Here is a 13,443-nt window from a genome sequence, read left to right as displayed (position 1 = left end):
TCAATATAAAACAAATTGCCTATCCTTTGGTTTGTGACATGGTCATTTCGTTACTACCTTGTAGTCGTCAATCGGGATTTACGATTTCTCAGTTGGCTAACCCAAACAACTATATGGATATTAACAATGAAAATGAAAAATGTAGCCATTGCAGTGGCAGCGCTCGTCGGTTCTCAAGCATTTGCAGCAGAAGTTTACAACAGTGATAGTACCGCTCTCTCTATCGGTGGTCATGTTTCTGTTAACCTGAACGGTTCTGATGAAGGTGAGACAGAAATCGGGTCTAACTCACCTCGTATCAATATTGTTGGTTTACAAGATATTGGTAACGGTTTTGTTGTCGAGGCGAAAGGTGAGTGGGGCCTAAACTTCTTAGATGGCGGCGACCAATCTTTTTCTACTCGTCTTGGTTATCTTGGTCTTGCCCATGAAGAATACGGCTTATTTGTAGCAGGTACTCAATGGGCACCATACTACGACGTAGCTGGTGTAGCAGATTTACCGATTGCTTACGGTAACGATTTCCTTTATGAAAACCAGGGCAACCTCGGTACGGCTCGTGCGGATAAAATGCTGAGCTACCGTAAGACTTTTGAATTAGGGCAAGATTTAGCTGTTAACTTAGGTTTAGGTTGGCAAGGTAAACATGATGGAGCTATACCAATAGATGGTCCATTAGACTTGATAGGTGAGTATCATAGTCGTGCTCAAATAGCGCTCAGCACTGAGATTGCTGGCTTTGGTTTGGGTTATGCCTACAGTGGTGGTGATATAAGTGTAGTTTCATCTGAAAATGCAACTTCACACATCGTTTCTGCCAATTACGGTGAATACGGTTCTGGTCTTTATGCTGCATTAGTGTATGGTATGAATAAGTACTTCTATGAAGGTTATGAAAAAACTCGCCAATTAGAAGGCCTGCTGGCTTACGGTGTTAATGATTGGAACTTCAGTGTTAACTATGAGTCTGTTGATGATCACTCTGATAGTAAAACACTTTACAGCCACTCCGCACTGCAAGCCGAGTACGCTGTTACTTCTTCATTGTTTAGCTACGCTGGCTACCAGTTTGATCTAGGTAATGACAAGAATAAGCCAGATAACGACATGTGGACATTAGGTGCTCGCTACTACTTCTAAGTCGGCCAACCTAACAGATTGATGATAAGCGCTCACCTTTTGGTGGGCGTTTTATTTTATCGGGATAAGTTATCATTGGTGCTTACTTGGATATTTCTATGCCTTCACTTTCCGAGCTTGTAAAAATGCCCGCAATAAACGGGCAAAGGTTTAGGCTAGTATTTGAGAATAATAAACTGCTTTAGCTACTTGGTTTCGAGTAAGTCTAAGAAGAAAGCATATTCTAGTGCATCTTCTTTCAAACGCTTGAAGCGACCGGATGCTCCACCGTGTCCAGCTTCCATGTCTGTTTTGAATAACAGCACATTATTGTCGGTTTTCATTTCACGCAGCTTGGCGACCCACTTCATCGGTTCAAAGTACTGAACTTGTGAGTCGTGCAGACCTGTCGTGACTAAAATATTAGGGTATTCTTGTTTTGTCACGTTGTCATAAGGCGAATAACTCAGCATGTAATCATAGTATTGTGCATCGTTAGGGTTACCCCATTCATCGTATTCATTGGTGGTTAAGGGGATGCTCTCATCCAGCATGGTGGTGACAACATCAACAAATGGAACGTGTGCCGCGACACCACGATAAAGCTCAGGAGCCTGATTGATGATCGCTCCCATTAATAAACCACCTGCGGAACCTCCGACAGCGAATACCTTATCTTTTGCACCATAGCCTTCTGTAACGAGTGCTTTAGTCACATCGATAAAGTCGTTGAAAGTATTTTTCTTGGTTAATTTCTTGCCATCCTCATACCATGGTCTGCCAAGCATTTCTGACCCACGAATATGCGCAATCACAAAGACGAAGCCTCGATCTAGCAAGCTTAAGCGGGATGACCGAAACGAAGGATCAATGGTTGAGCCGTAGGAGCCATAGCCATATTGATAAATGGGGTTGGTACCATTTTTGTTAAATAAATCTTTACGATACACCAAAGAAACAGGAATCAGTTTGCCATCTCTAGCTGGCAGCATAATACGTTCTGAGTGGTAATTACTGGCTTTAAAATCTCCCAGAACTGGGGTTTGTTTAACGATTTCTGACTTATGTGTTTGCAGATCGAAATCGTAGTAAGTTCCCGGAGTCGTTAAACTGCTGTAGTACACTCTAACGTATGGATTATCCAGTTCATAATTACCCGTTAAGTAGGCAGTAAACGCTGAATCATTAAAATCGAGTGGGTAATCTTTTCCAGTAGAAAGTTGGCGAATGGTGATCTTAGATAGGCCATTACTTCGTTGTTCATACACTAAGTGATCATTCAGTAGAGTGAAATCAACCAATTGAACATCACTATTTGCAGGGATCACATCAACCCATTTAGAACGATCTTGAACTTGGTCTTTGGCGACTTTCATCAAGCGGAAATTGACCGCTTTATCATTCGTTAAGATGTAGTACCAGTCGCCAAGTTTGGCTACGCTGTACTCAACCCCATTTGCTAGAGGGTAGAAAATCTTAGCTTGGGCATCTGGATTATTCGCATCGATGACCGACACTCCGCTTGTTTCAGTGCTGGAATGCCAAATGTAAACTTCTTGCCCATCTTTACTTTTACTTAAGTCGGTATAGAAGGCGTTATTTTTTTCTTCATAAATCAGTTGATCGTCGCTTTGTGGCGTACCTAGCTGGTGGCGATAGACTTGATAGCCCAGTAACGTTTCAAGATCTTTCTTTATATAGTAGAAGGCTTGGTTATCGTTTTGCCAAGCGATTGAACTCGCTGCATTATGGATTTCATCTTCTAAATACTCACCTGTTGTGAGATCTTTGATCTTGATTGTGTAAATGCGACGACTCAAAGTATCTTCGCCATAGGCTAAGAGGTGATTGTTTGGGCTAACGTAAAGGTCGCCAATGCTGAAAAACTCATGACCTTTTGCCAATTGATTGACATCTAAGATAACTTGTTTGTCGGTACCTTGAGCATCGATAGAACGCAGGTAGGTTCTATACTCGTTGTCTCCGGTCACTTCACTGGAGTAAAAATACTTTCCTTCACGGACTGGCACCGAGCTGTCATCTTTTGCAATACGACCTTTGAGTTCTTCAAACAAGCTTTCTTGTAATGGTTCTGTGTGCTTTAAAACGGTCTCGACATATTGATTTTCTTTTTGTAAGTGTCCCAATACCTCTGGATCTTGGCGTTGATCATCACGCATCCAATAGTAATCATCGATACGAGTATCGCCATGTATGGTCATGGGATAGGGTTCTTTTTTGGCGACGGGGGCCGATGTCGCTTGAGCAGTGATTTGCGCTTGAGAAGCAGGGCTCATGGTTTGAACTCCGTTATTATTATTACATCCAGTGACCAGTATGGTCGAAATTGCGATCGAAAGAAAAGTAAAACGCATTAGGGTATCCTTGTGACTTGAGTTTTACATTTTTTTAACAAAGTTTGATGGCTTATTTAAATGTTATTAATGGCAAATGAGGTATAAAGAAGGAATTGAGTCGCAGTGAGCGGAAATGGAGAAGGTTAAATTGGCTTTTCGTCTCTTTTTGTCTATTTCGTTTATACCCAAGCATCCTGAGGCTGCTCGGGTATAGTGGTTTAAATCGTTAATGCTGCTTGGTTGGTTTGAACTTGCTGACGTTGTATCCAGCGTAGGCCAAATAAAACGACGAGCGACATTGCCATCATTAAGCACCCAAGCGGTAACTGATCTTGAGTTGGAAATATTGAAGCGAATAAGGTCACCAATCCTGCGCCAAGATTCTGCATCCCACCTAAAATTGCACCGCCTGTTCCCGCATGAAGTGGGAAAGGAGATAACGCACCTGTTGTCGCGGCTGGGAATAAGATCCCTGCACCTAAAAAGTACAATGTTGCTCCCCCAACAAGAGCGGCAGCGGAAGTTGCTTCAATTAGACCAGGAGCCAAAACAATTGCAGAGCCAACAAAGATAGCACCTAGCCCTACGTTAAGAGATAGACGCTCAGAGTAACGTTGCGCTAAATAGCTAGAAAGTCCAGCACCGACAAGGTAGCCCGGAATGGGTAACACAAATAAAATACTCACGGTTGTTGCGGGTAAGCCCAATACCCCTCCGAGTAGGACGCCGGCAGCGGCTTCAAATACGGCAACACCTGAAAAAGTAGCTACAAGGACGAGTAAAAATCCTTGAAAACGCTTATCAGCTAGGACGAAGCGATAGCTTTTTGTTACAGATTCGACTTGGCGTTTTTCCTTTGGCAAGGTTTCCACCATGCTGGTCATCATGGTGATCGTTACCGCAATCGCAAAGAGCGACAGAAATAAATAACTGGAGCGCCAACCAAACTCTTCTGTCAGGAACCCACCTAGTACGGGAGCGATCAAAGGTGAAAAAATAACACACATGCTGATCAGGCTGTTTGCTCGATGTAACTCTGTACCTTCAAAGCAGTCACGAGTCAAAGTACGTGACATGGCACCTCCGCAGCCGATGCCGAGCCCCTGCACAAAGCTACCTGCAAGAAACCATTCATACTGATGGGCAAATAACGCAATCAATGTTCCAACAACATAGATTAACAGGCCGACAATAATGATAGGTTTGCGTCCAATGCGATCCGATAACGGTCCATAAATAAACTGAGAAAAGCCGTAGGGAATTAAATAACATGCCATCACTGCTTGAAGGGTTGACGCTGAGACTGAAAATTCACCGGCCATATAACCAATAGATGGGACGTACATGGTTTGTGTCAGCTGACCAACAGCGGTCAAAATAGCGATGAGAAAGGTAAGTTTCGCTAATGGGAATGAGGCAGACATTAATGTATTTCTCCAAATATCAGGCAGTCATAAAGAACAATGATTTATGCAAAAGCAACCATATCTAGTTATAAATCTATGGCTAATTAGCATGAGCGCGAGATATTAGAGATTGATGACCATATTAGCAACAACGTTTTGTGACTCTAAGCAAGAAAAATACTCTACACAAGGATTAGAAAAACTAATAGAATTTTGGGTGGGCTTGGAGGTGAAAAGGGAACCTAAGTCCCCTCTGATTGAGTAAGGTACCTGAGTTCTCGGTATTTATTCTCTACCTACAGAATAAGCATACAAGAGTTCCAGAGCAATGGTGGCACCAGCGAGGGCCGTTACATCGCTATTGTCGTAGGGAGGGGAGACTTCTACGACGTCCATTCCAACGATATTCATCCCAGCAAGACCACGAATGATTTTGAGGATTTTATCAGAGTTTAATCCACCTAAAACAGGCGTTCCGGTGCCTGGGGCAAAAGCAGGATCTAAGCAGTCAATATCAAAAGTGACATAAACTGGCTTGTCACCCACTGTGCGTTGGATTTCTGCAACGATTTCGTTGACTGGCATGTCATTCGCTTGCATGGCATTAAGCACATGAAAAACATGATCTTGCTGCTTATACTCGGTTCTGATCCCAATCTGTATTGAATGTTTTTCAGAAATAAGACCTTCTTTTGGCGCATGGTAAAACATGGTGCCATGGTCGTAGGAGCTGCCGTTGGCGTAGGTATCCGTGTGAGCATCAAAATGAACCAATGCCATTTGACCATGATGTTTAGCATAAGCACGTAGTATCGGTAAGGTAATAAAATGATCCCCACCTAACGCTAACATGGTTTTACCACTTTTGAGAATTTCACTGGTCGCGGCCTCCAGACGGTAAGTGAAATCTTCAGCATCACCACAATCGAAGACAAGATCACCAGCATCTACGATTTTCAGTTTATCAAGTAGGTTAAAATCCCACGGGAATTTTTTACCTTCCCAAGCGAGGTTAACGGATGCTCTTCGAATCGCATCGGGCCCCATGCGTGCGCCAGGTCTGCCAGAGGTGGCCATATCAAGAGGGACGCCAAGTATGACAACATCGGCTTGTGTCGCGACTGGGTTTTTAATGTAAGGTAAACGTAGAAACGACATCGAATTCGAATAAAGCGAATAATCAGTCTTTGTAAACAAATCATTCATATTAAAAATCCTCTAAATAGGTATAGCCAGCTAACCCTTGCTCTAACTCAGCAAGAATGGATTGCTGTTCACTGGCTTCAACTCGCTCTGAAACCAATTGTTTGTAATTGTCACGAATAGCAGCGACATCGATATGGACATAACGCATCATATCTTCAACGCTATCACCTTCATTGATATAACTGACCTCAAACTGACCCTGTTCATCAACATGAATAACAGCGCTATGAGTATCGCCAAATAGGTTGTGCATATCACCAAGGATTTCTTGGTAGGCGCCAACGAGAAAAAAACCGATGAGATAAGGCTTGTCTTTACTCCAGGCTGGAACGGGTAGGGTCGTTTCTATGCCTTGCCCATCAACATAGTTATCAATGGCACCATCAGAATCACAGGTGATATCAAGCATAACGGCTCGACGTTCTTCTGACTCTCCAAGTCCAGAGAGAGGAAGAACGGGAAAGACTTGATCAATGCCCCATGCATCAGGCAGAGATTGGAAAAGAGAAAAATTGACAAAAAATTTATCAGCGAGGCGCTCACTCAACTCATCTAAAATGGGTCGATGAAAACGATTTTTGGTACTCATTTTTGTGCTGAGCTCGAAGTAGATTCGCAGTGACAGCTGTTCTGCCCATGCTCGCTGCTCTAGGTTTAAAACTCCGGTAGCAAATTGTGAGTGAACCTCAGATAAATCACTTTGCGTGTCGTTATAAAGTTCGATAAGGGCTCGTGCATCAGAGTCATCTTGTAAGTTTTGCCAGTTACGCCACATATTTTGCAGCAAAATCGGATCATCGACGGCCGGCTCACAAACGGCTTCTGGTTGGTAAGTTTCCGTACCGATAACATTAGAGATTAAAACCGCATGGTGAGCAGTCAAAGAACGTCCTGACTCTGAAATGATCACAGGCATGGGCTGTTCGTATTGTTGGCAAACATCCCCGATAGTCTGAACAATGTTGCGAGCGTATTCTGCGAGGCCATAGTTCATAGAATTAGACGATTGACTGCGAGTTCCATCATAATCCACAGCCAGACCACCCCCGACATCAAAATAATCGATTTGTGCACCAATAGCGCGTAACTCACAATAAAAGCGTGCAGATTCGTTGACGCCATTTCTGACATCACGAATGTTGGCCATTTGCGAACCTAAATGGAAATGGACTAACTGCATCGTGTGGAGCAACTCTTCTTGCTTTAAGCGTTGAATCACATTTAAAACTTGTGAGGCGGAAAGACCGAATTTTGACTTTTCGCCTCCGCTAGCTTGCCATTTTCCTGCGCCTTGAGAAGCTAAGCGAATGCGAAGACCAAGTCGAGGTGTCACACCTAAACTTTTTGCTTCTTGTAGAACCAAATCAAGCTCAGTCAGCTTTTCAAGCACGATAAAAACTTTATGGCCAAGCTTTTCCCCTATTAGAGCAAGACGAACGTACTCTCGATCTTTGTATCCATTACATACGATCACAGAACTGCCTTGCTGTGCAAGAGCGAGAACCGCCAGTAGCTCAGGTTTACTGCCAGCTTCTAATCCTAGTTGTTTGGTTTCTAATTGTGCTTGGCTAGCAAGGATCTCATCGACCACTTCTTTTTGCTGGTTGACTTTAATTGGATACACCAGAAGATACTGATTTGAGTACTGGTACTCTTCAATTGCTTGGTTGAAAGCCTGACAAATACCGTGCACGCGTTGATGTACAATTTGTGGAAAACGCACTAAAACAGGCAAGTTTAATTGCTTGCTTTCTAGTTTATCGACAATGGCGCTAAAAGGAATTTGATGTGGATAATCACTACGAGGAGAGACATAAACCTCACCTTGATTATCAATGCCATAAAAACCTTGGCTCCAGTAGTGTACGTTGTAGTCCGCTCTGATACGGTCTAATTTTGTTGTTTTTTCCAACTCGATTCTCACAAATGTATATTTTCACCCTCATAGGGAATAGAGGAGAAAATACAAAAAAGCAAATGATGAGGCTTGGACCTCAACTCTTGATTAAACAATCACTAATCACGTTGAGCCATACGCGACGAAGATGGCATAAAAGCCAGACTTCATGTTAATGAGCGATAAGCACATCTAGAGGTAGTATTGTGGGCAGGAATTAACGGATAAAATCGTGACGGTGTCTAACAATTAAATTTTATGATTTCGATTAAAGATAATTGTTCATCACTAAGAAAACGATTCGATTAAGATTACTTTTGGGGAAGGTGATTGACGTTTTCCCCAAAAGTAATGACCGAAAAAACGGACAGATAAAAGCAATAGCTACAGAGCGAGTAGGTGTGATTGGCTTGGATCAACTAACACTTTATCAGCCATGCCTTGACGTCCTAAGAGCATCATATAAGTCATTTCTTCACGGTTGGTGAGTGTAATGTCTATCGGCCAATCGGTATCGCCCATGCGCAGTGTTGTTGTGATAAGACAGCGATGTTCAAAGGTACCATTGGACGATTTAACTTTACGGTTGGCTTTGAGCGGAGCCTCGCAGCGGACAGTATGTTCCAAGTGATACACATCAGGGTGGAGATCAAACTCTACGAAGGATTGACCATCTCTTTCAAAGCAATACAAGTTATCTACATGCAAGGAAGAAGTTTGGGCACCAGTATCGATGCGTGCTTCTAACTGGCTAATCCCCAAATCTGGTAAACCAATGGCTTCGGCGTTACCAATAATAATCTTTTGATTCATAGTGTTATCCCAGCGATGAGTGACAAGCCTAAGTTAAACACTCAGGCGAGCATAGTGTGAATATTAGCCTTTTCCACGAGTGCGGTTTGCAAACGGTTTCGCGTGTTTTTCAATGAATTCGTATATCATTCCTGCAATATCTTTATCCGTCGCAGTCTCTATACCTTCTAAACCTGGAGAGGAGTTGACTTCCATTACGACAGGGCCATTCTTCGATTGAAGTATATCGACACCACATAAGTTCAAACCCATTGATTTTGCAGCATTAAGTGCGGTGGCTCGTTCATCTTTACTTAGCTTAATCAACTGTGCTGAGCCACCTCGATGAAGGTTGGAGCGAAACTCCCCTTCTTTTGCTTGGCGTTTCATCGCTGCGATAACTTTGCTTCCTACGACAAAGCATCTGATGTCAGCGCCATTGGCTTCTTCAATAAACTCTTGCACCATGATGTTTGCTTTGAGTCCCATGAAAGCTTCGATGACACTTTCTGCGGCTTTGGTTGTTTCTGCAAGGACAACGCCAATGCCTTGGGTGCCTTCAAGAAGTTTAATAACCAGTGGCGCTCCGCCAACATTTTTGATCACATCTTGGATATTATCCGGGTGATGAGCAAAGCCGGTACGAGGCAGGCCAATCCCTTTTCTGGAAAGTAATTGCATGGAGCGAAGTTTGTCTCGAGAACGACTGATCGCTACGGATTCATTCACACAGAATGTGCCCATCATTTCGAACTGGCGCACGACCGCCGTACCGTAGAACGTGATGGATGCTCCGATACGTGGAATAACCGCATCGTACTGAGGAAGCTCTTCACCTTTGTAGCGAATCCTAGGGTTATTGCTCGTAATGTCCATGTAGCAGTGCAGAGTATCGATGACATCGACTTGATGTCCGCGCTCTTCACCCGCCTGTTTGAGGCGCATGGTGGAGTATAGATTCTCATTACGAGAAAGAATAGCAATACGCATGACAATTCCTTAGCTCAGTCAGTAAAAAATAAAAGCATTAATAAAAGAGTCCTGTGAGAGGGAGAATTGAATTCACCATATTCTCTCACTTCAATGACTTAGGATAGTGGTTGAACAACCACGTCGTTAGAGCTGCGAACCATAGTTTTTTTTGTCTTGGAGGAAAACGAAAAAAAATCATCGTGACGACAAATATTTTTTATCGACTTTTCCGTGCCTTACAGAGCAAGGGCATCTTGGATACATGACGCTTTCAGTATTTAGAAAAAACATTCGATTTGAGATTTCAATCACAAGTATGGAATGTGTCAGTCGGTCGGTTGGCTAAGAGGTTTTACAAACCATCATCAGTATTTCTTTGAGTGTTTGATATCGAGTGGGCAGTGTGCGATTACGTTTTTTAACAAGGAATAAAGTTTCGTAGACAGTGTTTTTTGTATCAGCAACAAAAAGTGTTTCTTGATTTGGAAAAGAGTGGAGTGCACTGATGGGGAGAACGGTAAAACCTAGCCCCTTACTGACTGGTAATAGAATTTGAGAAAGTTGGTTGATGTAACTGGAGGTTGGTAGTTCATCAAATCTTAGATCTTGTATCGATGGTTCACCGCATTGCTCAAAAAACAAAGAAATATAGTGAGCAGCATCTGGGTGTGAGATCACGCCGCACTGTGCTAATAAGTCAGGTGTTATCTGCTTACCTTTATAATAATGAGGTAATATTAAGCACAATGGCTCTTTACCGATAACTTCGTAATCAAATTCTCTTGAGCTGGGGTGCTCGGTTACAATACCAAGATCGATGTTTGTGTCGCTGATGTTTTTGAGAATCGAGCGATTTGGAGCGACTTCGAGATGAATAGACAATTCCTCGTTCTGCAATTGCTTTTCGAGTAGAGGCTCAAAAATCTGCAAAGCCAGAGAGCCGGAACAGGCAAGTCTGCAACAACCCGCAAGTGGATTATCAAAGCTTAAACTTTCCAGCAGTTTTTTTTCATTTTGTTCTCTTTCTAAAGCATAATGATAAAGCATGCGGCCTTGTTCAGTCAGTTCAAAGCTTTTATTTTCACGTTTAATTAGTGCATGTTGGCATGCTTGCTCAAGCTTTTTAATATGCTGACTCACACCTGGTTGAGTCATGTGAAGTTTTTCAGCTGTCTTTGTGAAGTGGCCAACTTCTATGAGTGTTTTGAAAGTATGGAGCCAGACTGGATTTAGCATAGTGATTATCAGCGGTCGCACGAGTGATTGATGGAAGGTTAACACGGACTTGGTAAGAACTGGAAGTAGGGACCTAAGTCACCCATTTAAATTAAGTCTCTTAGGATCACTGAGTATGACGTTGCTAAAAAAATAAAACCCCGCTTGATTTACTCAAGCGGGGTCTATTCTTTTGTGCAGCAATCCAGCTACTAATAGGTGCTCCCTGCATCTATCCTTGATTGTGGCTAAATCCTTTAACCAATTTCCTTGTTCATCGCCTTCCTAGCGGTGTCCATACTAACCTGTCATCCTGACGGGTGCGCCCTTCCTAGAGCTACAAACTTCCTTGTGGGTTATTCATCCTAAATAACCACGTCTTCTTCCTGAAGAGACCTATTCCTTTAGGCTTTTCCTGTTCCTATCAACATCCTGTCGACAAATTCAGTATGGCGGTTTCGCAGGTGATGTTCAATTTGTTTAATAGAAAAATATTCCTGCCTAAAATGAGTTATTTGATTTTATCTATTAAAAATCAATTATTTGTCAGAGTTATCTGGTTTTTTCTTAGGGAGCTTTTGGTTTTAAGCTTACATTCTTTGTGAGAGATCTCTTACAAGGTGGTGGGGTAATTTAATATGAACCTTGTGGTCTCAATAATTTGTGAACTCAATAACTTGTGGCCTTAATAAATCGAAGTCTCATAGAAAAGAGTTGAGGGCTTTTCTTAAGGTTATCGAAATCGTTCGCTCCGCTGCCATCTATTTGTAATATACATGAGGTAATTTTATGACTGTCTCGAGTTTTGAGAACGGTATATACCCAAGTTTGTTTTTCTTAACTCAACACTTTGAAGCTACTTGGACGTAAAATGGTCAAAAATTAGCTTGCAAAATTGGCTGTTTTGTAATTATCTTGTGATATGCATCACTGTTTATTTATCTGTTACTAGTTAGATTTAATACGTGATATAAAACAATAAGCTCATGATGAGCGCTACTTATACCAATTAGGGAGATGGCTATGAAGAAAATGAGAAGGGCACAATTGCATCGTGTGCGAATCCAATATTGGAAAGATACCAAAACAGAAACGGCGCGAAAGCCATAGTATCTACAAATAATACCTACAATTAAATACTTGTGTTGAAATACATAGTTTGATGACGAAAAAAGCTGATCCTAAAATCAGCTTTTTAGCCGCGCAGTTGAACTTTAGTATCACAATTCTCAAATCAAAATTAAGAATGTCTAACTCAGTCCGATGACAGTGCTCTAAAAATACTTGAGCACTGCTTCATGCGTCTTGAGGTCACTTGGGTATATGTTTAGAGGTAGTTAGCGTCTACCAGTTCGCCCGCTTTAGCGCTGCTTACTTCTGGGCGAGCTTCTAACCAAGCTAAAACTTGTTTCTTTTGTTCTTCAGTTGCGCTGCTGTAGCGCTCGGTAGAGCATAGGAAACCTTCAAATAGCTCTAAACCACCACCGCCGAAGCAAAGTTCTAGTCCATCAATATAGTCAATGAATTCATCAACAAAGAGATCGTAGCGATCAAAATCTTTGATGTCAGTTTCACAACTTATCTCAAAGCCTAAAATTGCGAATTCACCTAGGAATAGCTTTTTACGCAGACGACGGTTCTTATTATCGATTTTATCTAGTTTCATAATTAATTCTCGTTGATGACTTTCTATCCCTTATACCTGCAATTTTCTCCGATCCCAAGAGAAATTAAGCAAATACTATAGCTTATTGATGAAATCTTTAAAGCGGGCTTTGGTTTCTGCGTCTGCTTTTTGATACCAGAAATGCAACATTTCCTCTGCAGTTGAGTCTGCTTTCATACCCGCTGGTAATCGTGCAGGTAATGTTACTGGCTGTACCATGGCACTGCCAAAGCCGATTGCGGCAACGCCACCTGTTTTGTTGTAGCTTTCTACTTCACGAACATAATCACGACCAATTTGCATGCCGGACTTAAGTAGCTTGTCTTGCTTTACTGGAACCGCTTGGCCAGAAGTATTCACTAATTTCCAGTCTAAGTCCTTGATATGCTTTTTGGCATCTCTTAAATCACGGTATTTAGGCATTTCGAAGGTGAGCTGGGTATTTGACGCATCAAAACGTGCTACGATGACGTCACTTTCTGCATTGACGCGGTCATTTCCTTGACTGAAATATGGAGAATAGCGAAATACGACTTGGTTTTCTCCGTCTGGAAGCGTCAATGATTTCTCAGCATCGAAGAAATCACCAGATAATTGAGCTTTTTCGCCATTAGCGGCCAAGATGGAAACTTCATCAGGGACGGTGATGGTGATGTTCGCGAAGGCTTGACTACTCAATGCCAAAGCAAGCGCACAAGTTAATGGCTTGATTAGTTTCATTGTTTATATCCTGAATGCAGTAATGAATATGTGGGAAGAGTGCATTGTTAAGAATTTGATTGCAACTCTTACGTGCCAGAAGTGTGAATTTTT

General features: G+C 42.2%; 10 protein-coding genes. 1 reads left to right on the top strand and 9 read right to left on the bottom strand.

Going from position 1 to position 13,443, the window contains the following annotated elements; translation table 11 throughout:
* The first annotated feature begins 126 nt into the window (after nucleotides 1-126).
* The gene (locus tag BS333_RS20385; protein ID WP_021710970.1) at nucleotides 127-1,140 is read left to right on the top strand and encodes a porin; all 1,014 of its coding nucleotides are present in this window, start codon (nucleotides 127-129) and stop codon (nucleotides 1,138-1,140) included.
* 185 nt (nucleotides 1,141-1,325) lie between these two features.
* Here BS333_RS20385 and BS333_RS20380 read toward each other — a convergent pair whose 3' ends face one another.
* The 9 genes from BS333_RS20380 to BS333_RS20340 all read right to left on the bottom strand — a co-directional run bounded on the left by BS333_RS20380 (nucleotide 1,326) and on the right by BS333_RS20340 (nucleotide 13,350).
* Nucleotides 1,326-3,416 (bottom strand): S9 family peptidase, encoded by a 2,091-nt coding sequence (locus tag BS333_RS20380; protein ID WP_418369081.1) that lies wholly within the window; start codon nucleotides 3,414-3,416, stop codon nucleotides 1,326-1,328.
* 278 nt (nucleotides 3,417-3,694) lie between these two features.
* On the bottom strand, nucleotides 3,695-4,900 hold the full coding sequence (emrD, locus tag BS333_RS20375) for a multidrug efflux MFS transporter EmrD (protein ID WP_021710972.1): 1,206 nt from the start codon (nucleotides 4,898-4,900) through the stop codon (nucleotides 3,695-3,697).
* Between the two features lie 267 nt (nucleotides 4,901-5,167).
* A complete protein-coding gene (gene speB, locus BS333_RS20370) occupies nucleotides 5,168-6,088 on the bottom strand; it encodes an agmatinase (protein WP_021710973.1) in 921 nt (306 codons plus the stop codon).
* 1 nt (nucleotide 6,089) lies between these two features.
* Nucleotides 6,090-8,000 carry a biosynthetic arginine decarboxylase gene (gene speA, locus BS333_RS20365; RefSeq protein ID WP_021710974.1) on the bottom strand — a complete coding sequence of 637 codons (1,911 nt, stop codon included), beginning with the start codon at nucleotides 7,998-8,000 and terminating at the stop codon, nucleotides 6,090-6,092.
* Between the two features lie 369 nt (nucleotides 8,001-8,369).
* A complete protein-coding gene (locus BS333_RS20360; RefSeq protein WP_021710975.1) occupies nucleotides 8,370-8,798 on the bottom strand; it encodes an ATP-dependent zinc protease family protein in 429 nt (142 codons plus the stop codon).
* Nucleotides 8,799-8,861: 63 nt separating this feature from the next.
* Nucleotides 8,862-9,767, bottom strand: a complete 906-nt coding sequence (gene rimK, locus BS333_RS20355; protein WP_021710976.1) for a 30S ribosomal protein S6--L-glutamate ligase — start codon at nucleotides 9,765-9,767, stop codon at nucleotides 8,862-8,864.
* A gap of 324 nt (nucleotides 9,768-10,091) precedes the next feature.
* The gene (locus tag BS333_RS20350) at nucleotides 10,092-10,985 is read right to left on the bottom strand and encodes a LysR family transcriptional regulator (protein WP_021710977.1); all 894 of its coding nucleotides are present in this window, start codon (nucleotides 10,983-10,985) and stop codon (nucleotides 10,092-10,094) included.
* 1,306 nt (nucleotides 10,986-12,291) lie between these two features.
* Nucleotides 12,292-12,630 carry a YggL 50S ribosome-binding family protein gene (locus BS333_RS20345; protein ID WP_021710978.1) on the bottom strand — a complete coding sequence of 113 codons (339 nt, stop codon included), beginning with the start codon at nucleotides 12,628-12,630 and terminating at the stop codon, nucleotides 12,292-12,294.
* 75 nt (nucleotides 12,631-12,705) lie between these two features.
* Nucleotides 12,706-13,350, bottom strand: a complete 645-nt coding sequence (locus tag BS333_RS20340; protein ID WP_021710979.1) for a DUF2057 domain-containing protein — start codon at nucleotides 13,348-13,350, stop codon at nucleotides 12,706-12,708.
* Between the last annotated feature and the right edge of the window lie 93 nt (nucleotides 13,351-13,443).

The organism is Vibrio azureus, from assembly GCF_002849855.1.
Taxonomy (GTDB): Bacteria; Pseudomonadota; Gammaproteobacteria; order Enterobacterales; family Vibrionaceae; genus Vibrio; species Vibrio azureus.
The sequence above is the reverse complement of the archived record's forward strand: the minus strand, read 5'-3'. Positions and strand labels throughout refer to the sequence as shown.